This window comes from Membranihabitans marinus (assembly GCF_019802045.1).
Classification (GTDB): Bacteria; Bacteroidota; Bacteroidia; order Chitinophagales; family Saprospiraceae; genus Membranihabitans; species Membranihabitans marinus_A.
This window is the reverse complement of sequence record NZ_JAHVHU010000004.1, coordinates 167,306-191,044: the sequence shown is the minus strand read 5'-3', so window position 1 is coordinate 191,044 and position 23,739 is coordinate 167,306. Positions and strand designations below refer to the sequence as shown.

The following is a 23,739-nucleotide window of genomic DNA, read 5'->3' as shown; positions in this document are numbered from 1 at the left end:
GATCACAAATCCATTCAACTGTAAATAAATTTAAAATGAAGATTATTCTGGCAGGTGCAGGTGAAGTGGGGCGGCATTTAGCAAAATTGCTTTCATTTGAGAATCACGAAATTATTCTGATCGATATTGAGCAGGAGACCCTGGATAATGCTTTCAATCAGTTGGATATACTACCTGTCAAAGGGGATGCAGCTGCACGATCCGTGTTGCATCAGGCTGAAATAGGGAAAGCTGATCTATACATGGCTGTGACCACTTCCGAACATACCAATCTGGTGTCTGCCATCTTAGCCAAGAAAATGGGAGCCAAACAAACTATTGCCCGGGTTGAAAATCCAGAGTTTTTGGAGAAGGATCAAATCGATGTTTTTAAGGAGCTGGGTGTCGACACCATCATATCCCCGAACTATCTGGTCGCTAAAGAAATTACTCGTTTACTAAAACAGACAGCACTTACAGATATTTTCGAATTTGAAAACGGAAAACTATCCGTTATCGGGCTGACGGTCCGATACAATTCCAAAATTGCTAATAAGAATATTTTGGAAATCGAGAAAATGACAACGGATTTCCCATTTCGGCCGATTGCTATACTACGGGGGAATACTACCATCAGACCCCGGGGTACGACCATAGTCCGTCCACGGGATCACATTTACCTCATGTCACGCCGGGAAGAAATAAGTAAAGCAACCACCTTTGCAGGGAAAATGAACAAAACCGTCAAAAGCGTGATGATTTTAGGCGGCGGAGAAATCACTCGGCTTACGGCAAGGATGATTGAAAAAATATATAATGTCACCATCGTTGAGGAAGACAAAGAATCCTGCAAAATACTCTTGGAAAATCTTTCCAACAGCCTCGTCATTAAAGGAGACCCTACGAATTTTAATGTGCTTCGTGAAGAAGGGCTCGAAGAAATGGATGCGCTCATATGCCTGATGCCAAGTTCTGAAGCCAATATCATTATGTCACTTATGGCTGAAGAACTTAAAGCAATCAAAACGATAGCACTGGTCGATAATGCCGACTACATCCGATTATCCCAAAATATCGGGGTGGATACGCTGCTTAACACTAAGCTCATTGCAGCCAATAATATTTTCCGTTTCGTTCGCAAGGGTGAAATTGAAGCGATTACAAGCTTGCATGGCGTGGACGCTGAAATTATTGAATTTACAGTTACCAAAAATAATAAAATGGTACGAAAACCACTTTATAAGCTCCACTTTCCCGATAAGGCGCTTATAGCCGGGGTCATTCGTGAAGAAGAAAGCATTATTCCAGATGGAAACTTTCAATTGCAAATCGATGATAAAGTGATTGTTTTTGCAGAACCGGAAGCCATCAGCCTGGTCGAAAAAATGTTTCGGTAATGAAATTAATCCGGTATGGAGCAATTATAAGGGTATTGGGTGTATTGCTATGCATCGTAGCCCTTTCCATGATTCTATGCTTGCCACTGTCCCTGTATTATCAAACCGGTCACCTACACAATTTCATCAGTAGTATCCTTATTTGCTTGCTGGGAGGAGGCCTTTTGTTGTTTGCAGCCCGCAATATGGATCTTACTGTCAATAAACGGGAAGGCTACCTGATCGTCGTCCTGGCCTGGCTCACACTATGGGTATCGTGTGCGCTGCCATATTATATCTCCGGAGAAATCGGTTCTATCACAGATATATTTTTTGAAACGATGTCCGGGCTTACCACCACTGGTGCGACTATAATCAATGACATCGAAGCCCTCCCGAGGGACATTCTATTTTGGCGGAGTTTTACTCAGTGGTTGGGGGGGATGGGAATCATCGTCTTAACCGTTGCTCTTTTACCTCTGCTTGGCATCGGAGGTATTGAACTTTTTGTCGCTGAAGCCCCCGGTCCTACTTCTGAGAAGCTCCATCCCCGAATAAAAGATACGGCCAAAGCACTGTGGTTTATATATCTTGGGTTTACACTCTTGTTGTGGTTCCTTTTATGGTGGAACGGAATGGATTGGTTTGATGGGATCAATCACGCATTAACGACGATGGCCACCGGTGGTTTTAGCACCAAAAATGCTAGTATTGCTTACTACAGCCCACAAATTCAATACATTACAGCCGTATTTATGCTGCTGGCCGGCGTTAATTATTCATTGCATTACCTGGCGTTGCGCGGTAAATTCAAAACTGTATTCAAGAGTGATGAACTTCGTTCCTACTTTTATATGGTATCGGTCCTAACACTCATCATTACTGTAGCAGTATTTCAGGTCACAGACATCACGATCGAAAAAGCGTTTCGGGACAGTCTTTTCCAGATTGCATCAATCATCACCACCACCGGATTCGTGACAGCTGATTATACTTCCTGGGATCCTTCCATAACCGCTGTATTTTTTTTACTTCTGTTCATGGGGGCATGCGCCGGTTCTACCGCCGGGGGTATTAAAATGATTCGACATACAGTCCTATTTAAAAATTCTATCCTGGAATTCAAACGTTTACTTCATCCCCGGGCCATGATTCGATTAAAACTGAATGGTCGGATCGTGCCACCCCGTGTTCTGACTCACATCCTGGTGTTTTTCTTGCTCTATATCGGGACCTTTATCTTTGGGACCATCATCGTCATCATCGCAGGGGAGGATTTGTTAACAGCAGCTGGTGCAGTAGCAACCAGTATCAGCAATGTAGGACCAGGAATCGGTGAGGTAGGACCAGTTAACAACTTCGCTACCATGAATGGTTTTACAAAATGGTTTTTATCTTTGATCATGTTGATTGGAAGATTGGAACTCTTTACCGTCTTTATTATTTTTACTCCTTACTTCTGGAAAAACAGTTAATCTTACAACATATATATAAATATCTCTATATTTGCTAAAAATTAAGAACTATGGCATCTTTTGAAATTTCAGGAAAATTATTCAAAAAGTTTGAAACAGAACAAAAAACGCAATCATTCAGCGCACGGGAGTTTGTCCTTGAAGTGAATGACAACAACTATATGCAGTTGATTAAATTTCAACTCACACAGGATCGATGTGGATTATTGGATCCTTTTGAAGAAGGAAGTGAAGTAAAAGTTCATTTTGATTTGCGGGGACGAGAATGGAACGGTAAGTATTTTACCAATCTCAATGCCTGGAAACTTGAGGCACATCAGCCGGGCAATACCGGAGGATTCCCTGAAGAAGAGGATTTCGTGTTTAACGATGAACCACCGGAAATAAATCAGAATCAACCCACACCAGATGACGATCTGCCATTCTGAATGGAAACGGCTTAGGTTTTTATGATGATGGAATCCATGACAAGAGAATCGGTATGACACCATCGAATAGTTTTGTAGTACTCGCTTGCACAGTCACTTCATTTAAAAACCCACCCTGTGGGAGAATTCCTGGGGAATGGTGCTGAAAACACCTTCCCAGGACGAGTTTTTTGGGCTGTAGCTATCCACGTGCCAGCTTTCCGATTCCTTTACATCTCGTACTGTCGTGCTCGGCACTTCGAGTACGTTTAGTCGTACTTTCCTTTTGTTTATGTACAATATTGTGTTGTCATATTTTGTTATTGTGTTTCATCCCAATCATTAAAGCCGGAACTATGAGACAATTGTACTTTATTCTGTTATTTGGTTTTTGGGTGTTTTTCCCCAAAATTCAGGCGCAAAATATTATTGGAATATCCACCAAATACGACAACCGGTTTGATCAGTGGATAATCGTTACCGATAGTTCGGATTTCACAGGAACGATCGAAGCAACCTGGGCTTCACTGGATGATTACACGGAGTGGCAGTATACCTTGGGCGACCAGTCGGGTATTATCCGGATGCGTCACAAAGACAACCCCAATGTATGGGAAGTTCTTGGTGGAGGAACGATTATTCAGGCACGGACTGTTTTTCCGGGGGAATTAGGTCATTGGCAGATGCAGAGTGGCCGGTACAGTGTAGATGTAGAGATGTTCCGTCGTGATCCGGAGCAGTGGTTGGCCAAATACAAAAAGCAAGAGATCTTCTTCTACACCTATACAGAACGGGATTTGAGGGATTGGGTTGTGGAAAATAAGGCTTCGTTCTCCCTTCCGATGCAATTGGGTTTGATATTTATTCCGATACTTCAGGTGATATTTTAATGGTTCATTGGGGATGGTTAATGGTAAGTTGTTGATGATGAATGGTGGCTTATTGGTAAAGGGCATCTTGAGATCTGCAAAAAAATTAATTTTTTTAGCGTTTTCACATTCCTTGGGTTGTATCAACAAATTCCTTCAATTATCTTCCCTCCACAAAGTGGACTTACTTGCAATCCCAGGTAGTTATTCCAGGGCTGAACCCCCTGGTTATGCCGAGCTGTGTCAGATAATTCTGTATGACTGAGCAAAATCTCGCCAAGGGCGAGATCGAATGTGGTCAATCCACATTCGGTGAAGGAACCAAAATGTCCTCATTTTGGGTGGGTAGGATGAAGGAACCGACCTGTCTCTGCCTTGGCTGAGGGAGTGCTCTGTCCCGAGGATAATGTGTGAATCAAAAGTCAACGTCACCCACTATTGGACTATGTGACATGCCTAATTTTGGATTTTAAGCAGTCGATACACTGCAGATTATGTATTGCGACAGATTGACGTGGTGAATAAAACGGGTTAAGGGATGGTGGTGGAAGAAACCAGTTGGGATAACATGGCGTGAGAGCGAGGTGGGTTTCTCCTGTCCATCCCAGCGCAGAGAAGAGCACCAAGAATCTGGCACTGGTGGTTCATACTCAGGTGCCAGACACTATCCGTTCGCTCTAATCCCACCCGGCAAGTTTCTGACACCACCTCTGATTAAACGCTATCCCCCAAACAATCGCTCCCAGATTACATCGTACACCTTTTCAGGCTGTATCACCTCCCCGGGTAAAGGCTCACTGGATATACACACCGGATGGAATTCTTCCGAGACCAACGGACTGCCATGACTGCCGCTGACCAAACTGGCATCGAGCGATATCACATCCATCACATACCGGAAGCCCAGCTTTTTACGTGCTAATTGGTAGGCTGCCCGGCCTTTGATCAGAGGGTTGGATTGGTCAAAAAACATTTCAGCCGGATCATAACCCGGTTTTTTATGGATCTGCACACTCCGGGCAAAATCCGGTGCACGTTTGTCATCTTCCCAGTAATAATACGTAAACCACGCGTCATCTTCTGCTATCAGAACCAGATCACCGGCGCGTTCATGATCGATGCCGTATTCTTTTTTCCCTTGTACATCAAGTACCTGAGCTATTCCTGCTGTAGACTCCAGTACTCGCTTAACAGCTTCATGGATGCTCTTGTCATTGATATAAACATGACCGATCTGATGATCCGCAATGACAAATGCTTTTGAGGCACCGGCATCCAACAACTCTTTTCCATTTTCTTCACGTACGGCAAGCCAGCCTTTTTTGCGAAAAACCCGGTTGAGATGGATCGGATTATCCACCGGATTAATCCCATATTCAGATAAAAGGATGACTGCAGCGTCCCTCGATTCATAATGCTCGACCAGACGCTTAACCACTCCATCTATTTCGCGGAGGCTTTTTTTGCTTCGCTCATCTTTATGACTGTACTGCTGCAAAGCATAGTCCAGGTGAGGTAAATAAATTAGAGTTAGCGTCGGATCATGTTTTTTATCTACCCAAAGAGAAGCATCTGCAATCCACTGACTGGACTTGACCGAGGTGTTCGGTCCCCAGAAATTGAAAAGCGGAAAGGTTCCAAATTCCTCCTGAAGCTCATCCCGCAAAGCAGCCGGTTGCGTATAACAATCCGGTACTTTGACCCCGTCTGCCCGGTACTGGGGTCGCGGTGTGGCAGAAAATTCTACATCGCTATACATATTGTACCACCAAAACATCTTGGAACAGGTAAAATCTGGATCCACTTCGCGTGCTTTCTCCCATATCTTAGGAGCCGAGACCAGCTGATCGGCCTGTTTCCAAAATTTAACTTCGCATTCTATCCGATCGTACCACCCATTGCCGACAATTCCATGGTCAGAAGGAGATTTCCCGGTGATATAAGTGGATTGCGAAGCAGTGGTCAACGCTGGAAAGGGCGGATGAATTCGGGCATGATGATGACGATTCATATATTCCTGAATGAAAGGGGTGTCTTTACCGATCACGCTCTGACTCAAACCTACAATATCTATTACAACAGTTTTTTTCATAATTATAATTTCTTTACATCCATTTTTGGATCGTCTCGATCTCCCGAATGATTGATTCACTAACGGGCAATTGCAATTCATCCGGCAATACATCCCAGGTATAGGTCTCGATCTCAAAATGATCGGTCAGCGGCGATTTGCGGTGAATATCCAGGATTTCCACCAAGTAATCCTGTGTGGAGGATAAGACTCCATACGCTTTGGTAAATACTGGTACATGAAAATGCACCCGCCATTCGCCATCTGTATTCTCGTTAGTATCGAATGCTGCTGGCAGGTCTCTGAATCGTATCAATGCCCCATCTGGTTTTTTGATGACCACCTGATGCAGGTAATAGGGCTCATCAAATTTCCGTAATTCTTCCGGATTGATGCCTGTCTTCAACCGAAGTGCTGAGCTTAACTGGATTTTGCCGATCGGAATGTTATTATGTCGGAGGGTATTAATCAGATCAGACTGATTTTCAAACTCTACAGCCATGTGACAAACATCATAGCAAAGCTGAATGTGTTTCCGGATAAAATTACCCAAATTTCCAGATGACACATCGCTGTCTTTTAGTACTTTATTTGCCCGTGTTAAAAGCACACTATCATACCACTGAATAAACTCCTCGCCATTCCCGATCAGGCCATCGGGTTCCGGTTCCAGGTCTAGATGGAGATTTTTACCGAACTTGTCTTTTAATTTATCAAGATATACCGCCACCTCTATAATCCGATCGGTGGCTTTATTCAGGGCTTCATTCCGCTCTTTTTCCGATTTATGCCAATAGCGGTAGGAGAGGGGTGAGGTGGAAATCCCTCCGCTTTCCACGTCAGCAGGCAATAAACGGGCAAGAATATCAAATAATCGCAAGGTATATGCCAGCCGATCCGTCGTTGTCCAATCCGGTGCATGAACCTGATCCTTGATCACCTCTCCGTGAAATGAGCCATATGGAAAACCATTGAGCGTAAAAACATAGAAGCCATTCTTCTCAAGCCACGACTGAAACACCTCAAGCGAATTTCCTTCAAGCAGGTCCCGTGCCATTTGGTGATTAATCCGAAGTCCGATTCCCATATCCTCATCTGGAGATACTTCTTTTTTTATTCGGGGAAGATGTCTACTCAGTTCCTGAAAATGAGAAGACCAATCTTCGCCGGAATGAATATTGGTGCAATAAGAAAGATGGCCGGAATTAGTTCTCATAATAAAAGGTTGGTTGAGTAATGCGCTTCAGTGCCATTTTCATTTTTTCAGTATCAATTTCATGTACTTCAAAACCATGACCAATGCGGTCGATGAGCGTGACAGTTAATTTGCCGCCGAGATGTTCCCGGAACTCTTCGAGTCCCTGAAGCAAAGCTTTACTCTCATAGTGTCGCAGATAATCAAAATATTCATTGAACCCCAGTTGGTCAAAAAGAGAGACCACCCGGTTCATGGAATTTTCATCAATATAGCCCATTAGATATGAATAAACCGTATCCAGGACAATACCAACAGCAACAGCTTCACCGTGCCGAATTTCATAATCTGTCAGGTGTTCCAGTTTATGAGCAGCCCAGTGACCAAAATCAAGAGGCCGCGCTGATCCACGTTCAAAAGGATCACCACTCGTGGTTATATGATTCAGATGAAGACGTGCGCAGACAATGATCGATTCCTGTAAGGCTTCCTCATCAAAGGAGTTTAATGACTTACTGTATTCTTCAAGCCATTCAAAAAACTGCCGGTCTTTAATCAGAGCCACTTTAACTGCTTCAGACAAGCCAGATCGCTTGTCACGATCTGATAAAGTACTTAGAAAATCTAGATCATTCCAGACGGCCTCCGGCGGGGTAAAACTCCCCAGATAATTTTTCTTATTAAAATAATTTATACCGTTTTTGACACCTATACCTGAGTCATTCTGTGAGAGAACGGTCGTAGGGACACGGATATGCCGAACACCACGATGTGAAATAGCTGCGGCATATCCCACTGCATCCAACAAGGCACCACCACCAATGCCGATGACATAGGAGTGCCGGTCAATACCATGTTCATCGATAGCTTGAAGCATGGCATCCTGATCCTTGCGGCTGTTCTTGACTTGTTCACCACCAGGAAAAATATACTTTTTATTTATACATTCTACTCCATCTACCGTGTCAAAATATAGCCCGATTCGTGTTGATAGATCCGGATGATGATCGACCACCCCCTGATCAATCATAAAAAGTACTTTTGGCTTTTGACCTTTTAATTTCTTATGTTGCGAAAAATACTCCCGTACCAATGGATTCTCAATGGCAAATAAATCACTGGTGAAATGTATCTCGTACTGGTAAGGCACCATAAATCTGGCTTGTAATACCGAGGATTCGTTGGCGACTTTTGTTTTGTTTTTCATGTCTGTAAATGCATTTGACGTCTAAAATTGTATGCTTTTCTCAAAAACATTTTGAAATTTACTGGTCCTGTTCTTTGAAGCTTTTATCATGTAACAGAAAAGTAGCGACCAAGTTGTCTGGATACAGGTAATAATAGGACCAGCGCTATCGCCCATGGCCAATACTCGGTCGTGCTGACCCATACTGCATCCAGTAAAATAATCCCCAACACTCCGTGCATCACCGTTCGTCTGATGTGGTCGGGTGTCGGATTTTTTATGGCTCGAATAAGTGCTGGAAAAATAAACCACAGATGAATAAGAGCAAACAGCACAGGTAGCCAAATACTCCCATAACTCCACCCGATGTACAGAATACCGGCTTCCGCTAATAAAAACAGTCCACCTGCTATGAAAAGTGGTTGACGTGAACTTCCATGGACTTCCCCGCGACTGACCATGGTAATGGCAAAAATATAGGTCAGGGGAATGATTCCTATTTCATAATTCCCAACCACCAAATTTGGTATGAAGCTAAGTCCCAGCAAAAGATTGAGACCACGTAACACCCCCATGTTAAAAGGTCCGGCAAAACTATGATGCTTGCTCCATTTATTGTAGACCAGAGAGAGTACGGCAATCAAAAGTGCCAAAACACCACTCTGCATGTGATGTATAAAGCCCAGTAACACCCCGCCAGCCATCAAGCAACTGGCGAACAAGGCCGCGTGACGGACTGGAATTTTCCCACTTGGAATCGGCCTTTCCGGACGCTCTACCTGGTCCAGTCTATAATCTATCACATCATTCATAGTAATACCACCTGCATAAAGTAATACAGATGATAATAGAAGAAAAAAGAAACCCGACCAGTGCCCCGGCACTGTGAACGACTCTGTATATAGCAAGGTAGCCACCGTCGCACCAGCAACAATGTCGGCAGCAGAAGTAATCAGATTAGCCGGACGGATGAGGATAAGGTAAGGATTCGTACGCAAGGTTATTCGATTATAACAGAATTCTTGTTCGTACGAGGTTGTTGTCCGCCTCTGAGCACTGTATTTCCTTCATATTTCACACTTTGATCAACTTCTTGCAACGACCGCAATAGTTCTTTTTTGATCTGTCCGCTTTGACCGAATGCATCAATGGCATTTTGATAGGTCACATCTCTAATTTGATTTTCCGGTATTCCCTGAACCTTCATCAATGCAGCTGTTTTCGGAACAGCAAGTGGATCACTAATTCCCCAGTCAGCGGCACTATTAACCATGATTCGCTCTGAACCATATTTTTTCACGACTTCCACCATACGCTGATTCCCCATTTTAGTGAACGGATAAATCGTAAATGCTGCCCAAAATCCTTGATCCAAAACAGATTCTACTGTCTCTTCATTATTGTGATCAATAATGACCATAGATGGGTCCAGGCCATGTTCCAACGCAATAGCCATGCTTTTTTCTGTTCCTTGGGTTTTATCTCGATGGGGCGTGTGGACCTGAACGGGCAAGTTGCCTTCTTTCGCCAGTTCCAATTGAGCCCGATAATACTTTTCTTCCAAGGCCGTCTGGTCATCAAATCCTATTTCACCCACGCCAACGACCCCTTCTTTATATAGATAAAGCGGAAGTATTTCCATTACTTGTTCCGCCAATTCCTCATTATTGGCTTCCCGGGAATTCAATCCCATGGTACAGTAGTGTTGGATCCCAAACTGGGAGGAACGAAAACGTTCCCATCCGATCAGGCTATTGTAATAATCCCGAAATGTGGATAATCCCGTACGTGGTTGACCGACCCAAAATGCAGGTTCAATAATTCCCACCACCCCTGCATCAGCCAAAGCCTGGTAATCGTCGGTCGTTCTGGATACCATATGAATATGGGGGTCAAAGAAATGCCATCCTTTAATTTCATTTTTATAATCAAAATCCTCCTGCTTCTCCACGGGCTGTTGACCGGTGTCGCCTTGAAAATGAGGGGGGTTCTGTGTAGGTTTATCTGAATGTCCCATAATTGTGGTTTATTTCTTGATTAAAATTGATCTATTTATATGCTCTAATTACGTCAAGTCCGACCATCGGATATCCTTCCGATTCATTTCCGTCATGTACTTTTCGTATGAATCCTTGATATGATCCGGGGTGCTCTGATTGTGTTCCTTCCACAGCAAATAGCCGGCGTTCTGATTATCTGCCGCATCTGAAGATAACAATGTCTCCACATCTTCCCAATATCTTTTTCCGGGAAAGGGAGCTGCGAGAAACCAAACATCAGCCGGTAAGGTCCGTCCGGCTGCCCATCGTTCATGAGCAAAATCAGAAAGGGTTCTTGCCAACTGTTCATTACGTCGTTCAGCTAACCCTGTAATTCTCCAGATGGACTTATCACTAAAAATCGTTTTAAGAACCAACTGATTCCAGGCAACATCATCAAAGTGCATTGCCGGAAAGGGATTATTAAACGCCATGGCATCAAAAATCAGGCCTACATTGGATCGGATAGCTTCAGTGGCTCGTTGAATCCAAATGGATGGGGAACTGAAGAGCGACATAGCTGCATAAATAGCTTGGGATTCACGGTTATCAGCTGTTTTAAAAATGGTTTGTACCTCATCATAAAACTTGTTGGCGTCTCCCCGTTCAAGTGAAAGCACCAGAAATGTTCTCCCCAACTGATCTCTGGACCACTGACTTAGGTCAATAGAATAAGGAGTATCCAAAATTTTTATTCTTCCTGCAGATACAGGCACATTGGATATTTGTCTGTGGGCCATGACAAATGCCAATCGGATCGCTTTAGGATCCTGACGCGATTTAGTTTGTATCCACTCATATTCTTTCTCGGTACACTCTGATTTCAGTATATCGTCGATGTAATTTATGTATGGCATCATCTCTGACATTTTTTCTTCACCCCACCTTTCTTTTAATGAGAAATTTCACTACATATTTTTATATGTGGGTGGTCCATAATTAAAGGAAATCACCTGAGAAAACTAATTTTTCAGGGGTGTTAATAAAATTTTAATGATCGCCTACTTTTAAAGTAAAAATTAATGTTTCAAACCCTATTTTTGAAGCCATTCTCCAGAGGCATCTGCCTTCCCATATCGAGCTATTACAAATTTCGTTAATCCAATCCAGAAGGGGCTTAGAAATATAGTAACTGATATGATCAATATGGTCAGCTTGTATTCATCAGGACCGAGAACTCCATTTACCCGACCCACCGAAGCCACGATAAAACTTAATTCACCTATTTGTGCCAACAAACCTCCACCGTATATAGACTGGGTCCAGGTATTTCCCAACGCTCTGAGTGACAAGGCATTGATCCCATGATTAGTCACAAAAACTAGTAAAACCAATGAAGATACTATAATCCAATTATCAACCAGGTAGGTCAGATCAATCAGTATTCCAATCGAGATAAAAAAGACAGAAACCAATACTACGCGAAAGGGATGCAGGCTGTTATGTAACCACTGTGTACTTTTTGCCGCGTGAACCAATATCCCACCAACAAACGCGCCCAGAGCTGCAGATAAATTAAAAAAATCGGTCAAAAAGGCCATACCAAAACACAAAAGCAACCCTGCAAAAACCTGAAGTTCGTGATCTCCTTTTAGCTGTTTCGAAAAAGGCAATCTGATCTCTTCTTTCCAAAGCACATACAGCAAAGTGAGCAGGAGAAAAACCCCACCCGTAATCTGTAAAATAATGGTTTTTTGAGCCACCTCCACGCCAGTAATGCTACCAAGAAATACGAGGATCGGAACAAATAATACATCTTGAGTCAGCAGTACGATAATAACATTCTCACCGATATTCGTTGTTACTTTGTTTTTGGCTTCCAATAATTTAATCACCACAGCTGAACTACTTAATGCAGTAATAAAGCCCAGAAACAAGACCTGTTTCCAATTCCATCCAAAAGCCATACTCAATAATCCACAAAAAAGCAGACTCATAATTATTTGCAATCCTGTCGCAATGATCGAGATCCGCCATTTTCGCACGAATTTGGGAAGAGATATTTCCATTCCGATAAAAAACATCAGTATGATCAACCCAATATCTCCCACGTCCTGCACTAGGTCAATATCCACAAACATTCCCAGTCCAAATGGACCCAACACGACACCACTGAGCATATAAGCAATGATATACGGTTGGTGGATCTGTTTCAGCAGAAAACTAAAAACGAGAATCACCAACGCAATTATGAGGTATATCCTCAGATTTATACCCGTACCAGCCAGTGCCCAGCTTAGTTGTGTGATGTTTGCAATCATGAGTTAGAATTCATTCAAAGGTAAAAATATCATTCTTAAGGAAATATTTTATTAAATTGACCGCTCATATATATTCGGTGTTCGGATCATTTCAACACCGAATCAAACAGAAGAAATAAAAATGAAAAAGACCATCATAAAAGGTATTGGCCATTACGTACCTGAAAATATTGTTACGAATAAAGATCTGGAGAAAGTGATGGATACCAGTGACGAATGGATCCGTGAACGAACCGGAATACAAGAGCGACGCGTAGCGACCCGGTTCAGGGAAACCACTACAACAATGGGAGCTAAAGCGGCAGAAATGGCCATCAAAGATGCCGGAATTGATAAAAATGACATCGATTTTATTGTTTTTGCCACATTGAGTCCGGATTATTATTTTCCAGGGTGTGGGGTGTTAGTTCAGCGTATGTTGGGCATCTCAGAAGGGGAGTGTGGCGCACTGGACATTCGCAATCAGTGTTCCGGCTTTATATACGGCCTGAGTGTCGCTGATCAGTTTATCAAAACCGGCATGTACAAAAACATTTTGCTGATCGGTAGCGAGACCCATTCCATGGGATTGGACTACACCACTCGAGGTCGGGATATATCGGTCATATTTGGCGATGGAGCAGGTGCCGTTGTTCTTCAACCGACCGAAGATGCTGAACGTGGAATATTGAGCACGCATCTTCATTCTGATGGTCGTCATGCTGAAAAACTAGCCTTTATCAGTCCCGGTTGTCATGGTGGATATTACGAAGAAGATACTGAAAAATACGGATTTTCAGATAATCCTTATGACCCGGTTTTTCTCACCGAAGACATGTTGGATAATCACCTGACTTTCCCGTATATGGATGGTCAACATGTTTTTAAGTTTGCAGTAACAAAATTCCCGGAAGTTATTCAGGAAGCTTTGTTGGCAACAGAGAAATCACCTGAAGATATCAGTTTGCTCATCCCACATCAAGCCAATCTTCGAATTAGCCAGTTCGTGCAGAAACGGCTCGGACTGTCAGATGATCAAGTGTATAACAATATCCAAAAATACGGAAATACTACAGCAGCCTCTATTCCGATCGCGTTGTCAGAAGCTTATCACGCTAACAAAATCAAATCAGGCGATCTAGTTTGTCTGGCAGCTTTCGGAAGCGGGTTCACCTGGGGAGCAGCACTGTTGCAATGGTAGAAGACCAGATTATCCAGGGAAAGATTACGAGATCAGATTGAAAATAAATATTTGTATTGATAATATGGAACAGATCAAGAAAGTAAATATACTGGCTGTAGGAGTTCATCCGGATGATGTAGAACTGAGTATCACAGGGACCCTAGCCGTTCAAAAACAAAAAGGACATTCGTTTGGAATTTTAGATTTGACACAAGGTGAATTGGGTACCCGAGGGACGCCCGAGATCAGACTTCGTGAAGCAGAAAATGCAGCTCGGATTCAGAATGCACAATTCAGAGTCAACCTTGGTTTTCGAGATGGATTTTTCACGGGAACCGAATCGGAGAAGCTGGAGATCGTAAAAGTAATTCGAGCAGCCAGACCCGATATTCTAATCGCCAATGCCACCCATGACCGTCATCCTGATCACGGTCGATCAGCTAAGTTGGTCTATGATGCCTGGTTCTTGTCCGGTTTAAAATCGATCGAAACTCACATTGATGGAGATGTCCAGGAGCGCTGGCGGCCAAAGGTAATTTATCATTATTTACAAGATTATATTATTCCTCCCGATGTAGTCGTAGACGTATCGGACACGTTTGACATCAAGATGAAGGCCATCAAAGCTTTTCGGTCCCAATTTTATGATCCCGAAAGTAAAGAACTTGATTCTCCCTTGACCAATAAAGATTTTTTCGATCAGGTCGAAGGTCGGGCCCGTTCGCTGGGTCGGCAGATTGGCGTGGAATATGGTGAAGGGTTGACTGCTCCAAGATATATAGGAGTCCGTGATTTGTTTGATTTGATATAGGGTATTGGGTATTGGGGCGCTGTACTATTAAGTGTTAGGGCACTTTGGTTTTAGGGATGAGGGCGGCTCCCTGCTTCTTGACAGTATATCTACTTTGCCGTCGGTCATTGGCCACTATGATGATAGAGGGCAGATGATAAATAGCAGTTCACTGGCAAGACTTCCCACGTAACAGGAAATAGATTCATAAATGCCTCAAATATAGTAAATGTAATAATGTGCTAAACGACAATTAGCTGTTAGGAAGCTACACGCTTAGAGATTCGTGTAATAGAGTTTCAGTAAGTGGCCAAAAAGACAGACAACAAAAATGATTACCTTGATATTCTTGTTCAACGCATTCATCAATGCAATGACCACTTTCGACTTTAAGGTGCACCTAACCATTACAACACCATAACTTCTAAACTTATAAATTCAGAATACATGTCCGATTACAACACGTCTATTCCCCGGTTAAAAGAAATATACCAAAATCAATTATTTAAGGATGTTCTTCCATTTTGGATGACTTACTCCATGGATACGGATCACGGTGGATACTTTACCAGTCTGGATAGAGATGGTCAAGTATTTGACACCGATAAATTTACCTGGTTGCAGTGCCGTCAAATCTGGATGTTCGCTCGTTTATTTAATTCAGTTCGACCGGCTAAAAAATGGCTGGATATAGCGTTGCATGGCAGTGAATTTATGGAAAAGCACGGACGGGATGCAGAAGGAAATTGGTATTTTGCGCTAAACCAAAAAGGTCAGCCGTTGACCCAACCCTACAATATATTTTCTGATTGTTTTGCTGCGATGGCATTTGGTCAGCTTGCCAAAGCAACCGGTGAGGACCGACACCACCAAATCGCACAAGTAACTTTTCTGAATATTTTGAAACGACAGGATAATCCCAAAGGTGAATACAATAAAGCTTATCCGGGAACCCGACCCTTGAAGAGTTTTGCATTGCCCATGATCTTGTGTAATCTGGTCCTCGAACTTGAAGATATTTTGGATCCGGAACAAGTCGAATCTACCATTCGTGAAGGGATTCACCAGGTCATGGATGTATTTTATCAACCAGATCTTCACAATGGTGTCATTTTAGAAAATGTAACGCCTGACGGACGCTTTTCGGACACCTATGACGGACGTTTATTGAATCCGGGCCATGTTCTGGAAGCAATGTGGTTCATCATGGATCTGGCCGTGCGTACGGATGACCAATCATTAATAGATAAGGCCGTTGAAATCAGTCTAAACACGCTCGAATTGGGCTGGGATAAAGAACACGGTGGTATATTTTACTTTATGGATGTTCAGGGGCACCCGACACAGCAATTGGAATGGGACCAAAAGCTCTGGTGGGTTCACCTCGAAGCACTGGTGGCCACCTTAAAAGGATTTGAACTTACCGGAAATACCAAAATGTGGGACTGGTTCTTGAAATTACACGAATATGTCCAGCGTCGATTCCCGGACCCGAAATATGGGGAATGGTATGGATACCTAAATCGCCAAGGGGAGGTGCTGTTGCCCTTGAAAGGGGGAAAATGGAAAGGGTGTTTCCATGTCCCCAGAGGATTGTATCAGATCCGATCCACCCTAGACCGCATACCGGTGGTAGAATAAAGATGAACCCTATTTGACAAGCACAATTTTCAGCTATTCGGGCCGGTTGTATCATTTTTCTGGGGCAATTAAAGATTTTACGTATTTCCGGTAAAGCATCTTTAGTTGATAAATATCGATAAAGAACCAAGTCGAAACAAGCACTTAATTTTATTTCCAGCATTGATCTTGTCCTCCAACCGGCAGAATAGAGGAGCAGTGTGATCCATAGTGGTCGAAGGCAACATAATGGAAGAATTGGTCTTGGTAGTCGGTCGGAAAGTCAATACAGAGCGGGGGTGCAATTGAATAAAGTCATTGATTTGATCCGAAAAAGAGATCGAAATATCTTTTAAAGCCAACGAATCCAGACGCTGAGAAAATGCCACCGAGTAAATGCATGAACTCACCACCAGGATGGCAAAAGATCGATAAACAAAGGTCATAAACTGGGATATCATCAATCGATGGTTTTGTGTTTCCTGAATTGCTACGGACAAGATCATTCAATATAGGAATTTATCACATCGATGGGGCATTTTGTATTCCATTTTATTCACCACATTTATTATCCTAAAGGGTGACGTGTTGAAACACCACAAAAACGAACTTGATCTAAAATTACAATTGTTATAAATAGGTGTCCTTTGAAAAGAAATTAATACCTTGAATAAAACTTCAGTATTATGAATACAACAGAGATTAGAAAAAAATTAATTGACGAAACCCATTTATCAAAAAAATAGCGCGATTGGACGAAGTGTTTCATTTTTTAAAAACGAATGCAGGAAATACATAAACGTAATGGCGATCAGATATTTACAATTTCTGAAACGCGTGAACAGATCCAAAGTGGCGTCAATTTGAGCAATGAGCTAGCCCGTTAAGAAAATGACAAACGACAGAATAAAAAAACTTGGTTCAGAAAACCTCAGAATGACAGAGAAGAAACTAGGAGGAATTGGAATAATAGAAACCAATCTAAAGTTACCAGTAAAAAACGGAATAAACTCCGGGAACAAACGGTGAAATCAAAATTGGAAATACCAGCAGGTGGAAAACCATCGATGTTAAAAAATACAAAATGAAAGTTGATCAATATTTTCTGAAAATTTACGAGATTAAAAGAAAAGACCAGCTCTTGAACCTTTTCATGGGAACGGTAAGCACAGTCCAAATACAAGATAAAATAATCAACATATAGTTTTCACTGAATACTCTATAAATGAACCACTAATCCTCAGAACAGAGACCACATCTTAAAAATTACCTTATGTCACTTCGAATACTCAAAGCATCGGCGGGTTCCGGTAAAACCTATTCGCTAACCGAATCCTATATTCGATATTGTCTGGACAAGAATAATGCGCTTGATTTTGCAAATATTCTTGCCATCACATTCACAAACAAAGCCAGCGGAGAGATGAAAGACCGGATTATCGAATTGTTGGATACGCTATCAAAAGATCCTAAGGCGTACTCCGGCATCGATAAATTGTCCAGCGACCTGGGCATGTCTTTGTCAGAAATTCAAAGAAAAAGTCAACAAACTTTGAACCGGATTTTGAAAGAGTTTGACTTATTTACGATCACAACCATCGATAGTTTTTTTACACGGTTGTACGGTTCTATGACACTCGATCTTTTCGGTGACCCACCTCGGGACATTACTTTTGATCAAGACAAAGCATTGCAATATGCCACAGACAGACTGTTAGAAGCTGCTCAGGCCGATCAAGAATTACAAGGAGTGGTGCTAGATTTACTTGAAGAAAAAGTCAAAGAGGGAGGTGGTGTTAATTTAAAGTACGACATTCAAAAACTGGGAAATGAGCTATTTAACGATGAATACCTTCAGTTGCGCAATAAAACATCTTACGTCATACCAGTCAAAGATTTTCACAAAGCTTTGGCCCAGACATTGGAATATATGCAGGCCACTTTTCAGGAATATCAGGACAAGCTTTCTCAGCTTTTGACGGTAGGTGGAATGCAACATACTGATTTCTACAGGAATTTCACAAAAAGCATTCTGAACAAAACTGATGTTCTGGACCTATATGGTCTGGCTTCTTTTCAACGTCTTTCAAATCCAGATCAATGGTTTACTTCAAAGGAAAAGGACCTTATGATGGTGAAAGTTGCTCCCATCATGGAAGAACTTATGACACTGGGTCAAGAATTTATTGAATTTGTTGAAAAGAACTATCGCTTATATGCGACATATTCCCTGGTTATCGACAACTACGCAGCTTACCGGGTTCTTCGGTTTTTGGATAGGGCTGTCAATAAGTACGTTCAGGAACAACGACTTATCTTTTTATCAGACATAAATTTTAAGATTAGTCAAAACATTTCCTCTGAAGATTCTATGGTCGTCTATGAAAAACTCGGGCAGCGCTTACATGCAGTCATGATAGACGAATTTCAGGATACTTCACAGATCCAGTGGAACAATCTCAAACCCCTCGTCAGCAACAATATGGCAGAAGGACACCCGAACTTGGTAGTGGGGGATGTTAAACAGGCCATCTATCGTTTTCGAAACGGAAATTGGGAGATTATGGAAATTCAGGTTCCGGCATTTAAAAAAGAATGGTCGGGCGACAACACGGAACTTTTTGAAGACCTGGAGTACAATTGGCGGAGTAGTCCTGAAATAGTAAATTTCAACAACTCATTTTTCACCGAATTATCCGGCAACCTGAGTAATATATTGTCCGAATTTCAGTCAACGATATTTTCGACAAAGTCAATTCCGGATTATCTTACGGAAGTCTTCCGAAATATGGAGCTATTGGCAGATGCTCCTCGAAAAATATATGGGAGCACCTTCCAAAAGGTTCCGGATATAAACAGGAACCAAAATGGATACGTAGAAATCGATTATTGGACTTATAAAAAAGGGACAGATAGAACAGAACTTCAGGAAGAACGAATGACGTGGTTAAAAGATACCCTTGAAAGTCTGTTTAGCGACGGATTTCAAGGAGCGGATATTGGCATCCTGGCCCGAGGTCGTAAAGAACTGACTCAGATTTCAGAAAACCTGACCAGATGGTCTGAAGAAAATCCACTTTTTCGTTTTTCTTCGGAAGACTCATTAAGACTGGATTTGTCTGATGGTGTACAACTCTTAATCGCGGGTTTAAAAATCAAGACAGGTATCGATGTTAAAATCAATAAAATGGTTTTTGCCAATTATTACCTGAAACTACGCCAGTTAAATTTGAAAAATCCAGCCTGGGTCAATGCTTTGCCCGAGAATTCTGATGAAATTGAGATTCTTCAAAATGTCATTTTCCAGCAAGATGGAATTGAACAACTATCTATATTTTTTGAAACTTTGATTGAGCGTACAAATTTGAACGACATAAAAGGTCAATGGGCATTTCTACTGTCATTTATCGAAGAAGTAAAGAAATTTGAACTTCAACACGGACCCGATATTCCCTTATTTTTAGAAGACTGGGATCAACGTATACGAACGGTTAAAATAAAAATGTCAGATGACATTGAGAAAATCCGTCTTTATACCATACATAAATCCAAAGGATTGGAATTTGATGTGGTTCTGATACCATTTGGAGATTGGGACTTCGAGTCTCGGGGTAAACAAAATATTCTGTGGGTCAATGATCAACAAGACAGTTTATTGAAGTTAGCCGGTCCTTTACCGGTCAGTTATAAGAATGATCTGTTTTTATCCAATTTTGATTATGCCTTAATGATCGAGTATTTGCGGGTGGTTGTGGACAACCTCAATTTGCTCTATGTAGCGATGACAAGGCCCCGACAACAACTTTATATCCGGTTACAGGAACAAGAAAAAAGTGATAAAAAGAAATCAAATTCAACCCTTGGTAAATTCAACAAACCAATCACAAACACGCTTGATTTGTTTCTTTTATCCCATCCGGATATGACACATGGTAAAATATCAAAAGGAACTAAACCCATCAAAACAGTTCCTTCATCAGTTGAATCGCAGTCTCAAAATGTGCCACTTCAGGTCTACAATATTCGACAAAAACCTTTGTCGTTGCACCTGAGACCCAGCTTTGACGGTTCTGAAAATGAATCGGTAGGGCAGGGATTAATCATCCACAACATGCTTGAAGGATTAAAATACCATTCGGAAATACAAATCGCCATATCCAAAGCGGTCTTGGCTGGAGATATACGCAATCAGGATCGGGAAGAATGGTCTGCTAAATTGAGGGGCATTGTAGAATTTGATCCGGTCAAGAATTTCTTTGATGAATCCTGGAAAGTGTACAATGAAAAATCCATCATGGTTCATGGTGGGGGAGAGTTTCGTCCGGACCGGGTTCAAGAAAATGGGAAAGAGTATGTAATTATCGATTATAAATCAGGGGTCCCGAAACCGGAACATCATCGGCAATTAAAAAACTACAAAACGATCTTGAAAGACATGGTTGCTCTCCCGGTTCGTGCATTCATTTATTATTTGTTCACCCCCGAACTCGTGGAGGTAGAATAAATATGACCACAATTTAAACTGAATTATGGGTTTTATAGAAAACACAGCGCTACAAATATGGAAGCAATACAATGAACAAGTGAGTGAACATTTGTTCCTCTTTCCTTCCAGAAGATCCATGTTGTACTTCAAACGAGCTATTACGGAGGCGGCGGGTCAAAACATATGGGTTCCCGAATGCCTGACCCTGGAACAATGGATACTGGATCAATCGGACGTAATTCTGGCAGATCCTATTACCGCTGCTTATGAACTGTACCTTTCTGCCAGACAGGTCGGCTTTACCGCGGATAGCTTTGAGTTGTTCTATCCATTGGCTCAAGTTATCATTAATGATTTTGAACAAATTGATCTGGAGTTAATCGATCCGGACCAGATATGGGAACACGCTTCAGCCTGGCAATACATCAGCACACAAGAGCAACATACATCCATTTGGCAGGAGATGAAGGACACAGCGCTCAAGGAGAAGTGGATCGTGAATTGGAACAAACTTCATAGTTTATATACTCGTTTCATGAGTACATTACGCCACCAAAATCTAACCACCAAAGGTCATGCTTACCGGGAAATAGTACAAAACTTGGCTAACCATCATTTTAATGATTTTACCCATATTCACGTTATTGGATTTAGCAGTCTGACAAAGGCCGAAGTTGGGATACTGGAATTCTTGAGGTCAGGTGCTCAGGTTGAATTTTATTGGAATATATCACCATTGTTGACAGCGCCCGGTTTGGATGCCGGTAAAAAAGTGGTCACCTGGGCTGAGCATTTCGGTCAAAATTTGGATTTAACAATGATTGACTTTCAATCCCCCGACACTCAAATCATCAACACCAGTGGGATGGTGCCACAAATAAAAACCATTAGTCAAATATTGGAAGCTTCAAAAGACAAAGCTGAAAAAACAGCTGTTTTACTACCTCATCCGGTCCTGATTGATTTGTTCTTAAAATCTTTTCCGGACAGCCTGGACAAAGTAAACATATCGCTTGGATACCCATTGATTTACAGTCCTGCACGGACCTTGGTGGAGTGGATTCTGACTCTATGGGAAAAAATGGAGGAGGAAAGAATCATGCACCGGACTGATCTTGATCTGATCTGGTCCCACTTGTACATTTCAAATTATATTCGGACGCTTAATCTTTCTCTCCCCGATACCAGACAATTGTATTTCACTTCAGACGATCTAATGGCGTCTCACAAGGAGCTTGCAGAGATATACGCGCCATTGGGAACTCCGGCAGAAGCGCTTGATCGATTGATTCATATCATCGACCGTCTCATTAATGTTCAGCCTGATGTTTTTCATCGTGAAGTGCTTCGCTACATGAAAGGACGTTTAATTCGGCTGAACGACGTGCTCAGTCCCATCGCTGCAGATGTTTCATTTATTTTTCTAAAACGAATTGTGTATGAAATGATGCAAGGTGCATCTGTTCCGTTTCGTGGGGAGCCTATGGAAGGCATCCAGGTCCTGGGCGTTCAGGAAGTCCAGAATCTAACCTTTGACACACTGATCATTCCCGGCATGAATGAAGAAATATTGCCAAGTGGTAAATTGAAGTCGATGATTCCATATTCATTAAGAAAACTCTATGGATTGGAATCCGTCTCCGACCTGCACGCAACCCAATCTTACTACATATGGTCAGCTATTGCTCAGGCTAAAAAAGTTGATTTGTTGTATAGTCAGAATGATGACCTATTGGGAGCCAAAGGGATAAGCCGGTACATTTATCAATTGAAACACGGCGGAGTCAATATTCCGTATCACGAAAAATTTCTAGATCTTGATCTTTCTGGATTTGAGGCAGGCTCGAAAGAAATTCTACTTACCCATGATTATGAAACCCGGCTGCATGATTACCTTCAAAATAAAGGACTTTCTCCCACGGCTTTAATGAGTTATATCAGTTGTTCATTCCAATTTTTCTTACGGTATATCTTACGCATCAGAGAAGATGACACACCCCGTGCCGGTCTTGATTTTAGCGATATGGGATCAGTTATTCATGATATCATGAATGAGTTATACAAACCGTATCAAAATAAAAACATTACTGTTTCAGACTTTAAAAAGATTGAAGAGCAAATCGAGACTCTGACCGAAGACCAATACCAAGAGCTTTATCCCCAGGACAGACCTGATTCTCTAAAAATAGGTATTCACTGGATCGAAAAAGAAATAATTATCCGGGCGGTTCGTAAATTTATTGCGTACGACCGGAAATTAAAAGGATTAACAATTGAGAAACTCGAAGCCACACTGGAAAATAGTGTTTCCACAGAAAAAATTAAAAATGTTCGATTAACAGGCAAAATTGACCGCCTGGACCGGATTAATAATCGATACAGAATCATCGATTACAAAACAGGACAAAGCAAGCTGGTAGATAAGCCATTGGCAAAGCTGTTGGAAGAAAGAAACCCGTCGCACAATTGGCAGGTTCTTTTCTATGCTTTTTTATTACGAGAGGATTTGAAGTCTGCCAGTTTTGAAGTAGGCCATTATACCCTAAAAGACAGAAAAATGTATGTCCCGTTGATGTCCAAACGCCAAGCCATTCACCATGAAACCGATTTAGATACTTTTGAAGAAGTATTAATTCAGATCATTGATGAAATGGTAGACCCCCAGGTGCCATTTACTCAAACAGAGAACACCAGTCGATGTACGTATTGTGCTTTCAACATTTTTTGTGAACGACAAGGTGAATGAGGTATACAACAATCCAAAACCGTTTTTTAAAATCAGTGAATTATGTTCTCTGAACTAAAAAACGGTCTTTGAACTTA

At 41.9% G+C, this 23,739-nt stretch carries 17 protein-coding genes; 9 read left to right on the top strand and 8 right to left on the bottom strand.

Annotated elements, in window-relative coordinates:
• Positions 1–35: 35 nt before the first annotated feature.
• The 4 genes from trkA to KUV50_RS03695 all read left to right on the top strand — a co-directional run bounded on the left by trkA (position 36) and on the right by KUV50_RS03695 (position 4,127).
• Positions 36–1,376: a Trk system potassium transporter TrkA gene (gene trkA / locus KUV50_RS03710; protein WP_222578748.1), complete on the top strand. Its 1,341-nt coding sequence runs from the start codon at positions 36–38 to the stop codon at positions 1,374–1,376.
• Positions 1,376–2,830 (top strand): TrkH family potassium uptake protein, encoded by a 1,455-nt coding sequence (locus KUV50_RS03705; protein ID WP_261394975.1) that lies wholly within the window; start codon positions 1,376–1,378, stop codon positions 2,828–2,830. Before trkA ends, KUV50_RS03705 begins: the two co-directional genes overlap by 1 nt.
• 50 nt (positions 2,831–2,880) lie before the next feature.
• The gene (locus KUV50_RS03700; protein WP_222578747.1) at positions 2,881–3,258 is read left to right on the top strand and encodes a DUF3127 domain-containing protein; all 378 of its coding nucleotides are present in this window, start codon (positions 2,881–2,883) and stop codon (positions 3,256–3,258) included.
• Positions 3,259–3,593: 335 nt separating this feature from the next.
• Positions 3,594–4,127 (top strand): hypothetical protein, encoded by a 534-nt coding sequence (locus KUV50_RS03695; protein ID WP_222578746.1) that lies wholly within the window; start codon positions 3,594–3,596, stop codon positions 4,125–4,127.
• 700 nt (positions 4,128–4,827) lie between these two features.
• Here the strand turns inward: KUV50_RS03695 and KUV50_RS03690 are convergent.
• The 7 genes from KUV50_RS03690 to KUV50_RS03660 form a co-directional block, all read right to left on the bottom strand.
• A complete protein-coding gene (locus tag KUV50_RS03690) occupies positions 4,828–6,198 on the bottom strand; it encodes an alkaline phosphatase family protein (RefSeq protein WP_222578745.1) in 1,371 nt (456 codons plus the stop codon).
• A gap of 13 nt (positions 6,199–6,211) precedes the next feature.
• On the bottom strand, positions 6,212–7,393 hold the full coding sequence (gene eboE / locus KUV50_RS03685; RefSeq protein ID WP_222578744.1) for a metabolite traffic protein EboE: 1,182 nt from the start codon (positions 7,391–7,393) through the stop codon (positions 6,212–6,214).
• Complete coding sequence (locus KUV50_RS03680) at positions 7,383–8,579, bottom strand: 3-dehydroquinate synthase (RefSeq protein ID WP_222578743.1); 1,197 nt, start codon at positions 8,577–8,579, stop codon at positions 7,383–7,385. Before KUV50_RS03680 ends, eboE begins: the two co-directional genes overlap by 11 nt.
• 86 nt (positions 8,580–8,665) lie before the next feature.
• Positions 8,666–9,556 carry a UbiA-like protein EboC gene (eboC, locus tag KUV50_RS03675; RefSeq protein ID WP_222578742.1) on the bottom strand — a complete coding sequence of 297 codons (891 nt, stop codon included), beginning with the start codon at positions 9,554–9,556 and terminating at the stop codon, positions 8,666–8,668.
• A 2-nt stretch (positions 9,557–9,558) separates the two neighbouring features.
• A complete protein-coding gene (locus KUV50_RS03670) occupies positions 9,559–10,575 on the bottom strand; it encodes a TatD family hydrolase (protein WP_222578741.1) in 1,017 nt (338 codons plus the stop codon).
• A gap of 48 nt (positions 10,576–10,623) precedes the next feature.
• Complete coding sequence (locus KUV50_RS03665; RefSeq protein WP_222578740.1) at positions 10,624–11,457, bottom strand: EboA domain-containing protein; 834 nt, start codon at positions 11,455–11,457, stop codon at positions 10,624–10,626.
• 174 nt (positions 11,458–11,631) lie between these two features.
• Positions 11,632–12,858: a cation:proton antiporter gene (locus tag KUV50_RS03660; RefSeq protein WP_222578739.1), complete on the bottom strand. Its 1,227-nt coding sequence runs from the start codon at positions 12,856–12,858 to the stop codon at positions 11,632–11,634.
• A gap of 121 nt (positions 12,859–12,979) precedes the next feature.
• Here KUV50_RS03660 and KUV50_RS03655 point away from each other — a divergent pair, with 121 nt between their 5' ends.
• The 3 genes from KUV50_RS03655 (at position 12,980) to KUV50_RS03645 (ending at position 16,451) form a co-directional block, all read left to right on the top strand.
• On the top strand, positions 12,980–14,038 hold the full coding sequence (locus KUV50_RS03655; RefSeq protein ID WP_222578738.1) for a 3-oxoacyl-ACP synthase III family protein: 1,059 nt from the start codon (positions 12,980–12,982) through the stop codon (positions 14,036–14,038).
• A 64-nt stretch (positions 14,039–14,102) separates the two neighbouring features.
• On the top strand, positions 14,103–14,831 hold the full coding sequence (bshB1, locus tag KUV50_RS03650; RefSeq protein WP_222578737.1) for a bacillithiol biosynthesis deacetylase BshB1: 729 nt from the start codon (positions 14,103–14,105) through the stop codon (positions 14,829–14,831).
• 426 nt (positions 14,832–15,257) lie between these two features.
• Entirely contained in the window at positions 15,258–16,451 is a 1,194-nt protein-coding gene (locus KUV50_RS03645; protein ID WP_222578736.1) for an AGE family epimerase/isomerase, read from the top strand.
• Positions 16,452–16,552: 101 nt separating this feature from the next.
• Here KUV50_RS03645 and KUV50_RS03640 read toward each other — a convergent pair whose 3' ends face one another.
• Positions 16,553–16,936 (bottom strand): hypothetical protein, encoded by a 384-nt coding sequence (locus KUV50_RS03640; protein WP_222578735.1) that lies wholly within the window; start codon positions 16,934–16,936, stop codon positions 16,553–16,555.
• 767 nt (positions 16,937–17,703) lie between these two features.
• On the opposite strand from KUV50_RS03640, the gene KUV50_RS03635 reads away from it, so the two are divergent.
• Complete coding sequence (locus tag KUV50_RS03635) at positions 17,704–20,934, top strand: UvrD-helicase domain-containing protein (RefSeq protein ID WP_222578734.1); 3,231 nt, start codon at positions 17,704–17,706, stop codon at positions 20,932–20,934.
• Positions 20,935–20,959: 25 nt separating this feature from the next.
• Positions 20,960–23,662 carry a PD-(D/E)XK nuclease family protein gene (locus tag KUV50_RS03630; RefSeq protein WP_222578733.1) on the top strand — a complete coding sequence of 901 codons (2,703 nt, stop codon included), beginning with the start codon at positions 20,960–20,962 and terminating at the stop codon, positions 23,660–23,662.
• Positions 23,663–23,739: the final 77 nt, after the last annotated feature.

What these genes read in the sequence shown, in the direction of transcription:
- KUV50_RS03655 (WP_222578738.1), top strand. Translation starts at nt 12,980, where the DNA reads ATGAAAAAGACCATCATAAAAGGTATTGGCCATTACGTACCTGAAAAT.
- eboE (WP_222578744.1), bottom strand. Translation starts at nt 7,393, where the DNA reads ATGAGAACTAATTCCGGCCATCTTTCTTATTGCACCAATATTCATTCC.
- KUV50_RS03635 (WP_222578734.1), top strand. Translation starts at nt 17,704, where the DNA reads ATGTCACTTCGAATACTCAAAGCATCGGCGGGTTCCGGTAAAACCTAT.
- KUV50_RS03640 (WP_222578735.1), bottom strand. Translation starts at nt 16,936, where the DNA reads ATGATCTTGTCCGTAGCAATTCAGGAAACACAAAACCATCGATTGATG.
- KUV50_RS03660 (WP_222578739.1), bottom strand. Translation starts at nt 12,858, where the DNA reads ATGATTGCAAACATCACACAACTAAGCTGGGCACTGGCTGGTACGGGT.
- KUV50_RS03680 (WP_222578743.1), bottom strand. Translation starts at nt 8,579, where the DNA reads ATGAAAAACAAAACAAAAGTCGCCAACGAATCCTCGGTATTACAAGCC.
- trkA (WP_222578748.1), top strand. Translation starts at nt 36, where the DNA reads ATGAAGATTATTCTGGCAGGTGCAGGTGAAGTGGGGCGGCATTTAGCA.
- KUV50_RS03665 (WP_222578740.1), bottom strand. Translation starts at nt 11,457, where the DNA reads ATGATGCCATACATAAATTACATCGACGATATACTGAAATCAGAGTGT.
- KUV50_RS03630 (WP_222578733.1), top strand. Translation starts at nt 20,960, where the DNA reads ATGGGTTTTATAGAAAACACAGCGCTACAAATATGGAAGCAATACAAT.
- bshB1 (WP_222578737.1), top strand. Translation starts at nt 14,103, where the DNA reads ATGGAACAGATCAAGAAAGTAAATATACTGGCTGTAGGAGTTCATCCG.
- KUV50_RS03645 (WP_222578736.1), top strand. Translation starts at nt 15,258, where the DNA reads ATGTCCGATTACAACACGTCTATTCCCCGGTTAAAAGAAATATACCAA.
- KUV50_RS03695 (WP_222578746.1), top strand. Translation starts at nt 3,594, where the DNA reads ATGAGACAATTGTACTTTATTCTGTTATTTGGTTTTTGGGTGTTTTTC.
- KUV50_RS03670 (WP_222578741.1), bottom strand. Translation starts at nt 10,575, where the DNA reads ATGGGACATTCAGATAAACCTACACAGAACCCCCCTCATTTTCAAGGC.
- KUV50_RS03705 (WP_261394975.1), top strand. Translation starts at nt 1,376, where the DNA reads ATGAAATTAATCCGGTATGGAGCAATTATAAGGGTATTGGGTGTATTG.
- KUV50_RS03690 (WP_222578745.1), bottom strand. Translation starts at nt 6,198, where the DNA reads ATGAAAAAAACTGTTGTAATAGATATTGTAGGTTTGAGTCAGAGCGTG.
- KUV50_RS03700 (WP_222578747.1), top strand. Translation starts at nt 2,881, where the DNA reads ATGGCATCTTTTGAAATTTCAGGAAAATTATTCAAAAAGTTTGAAACA.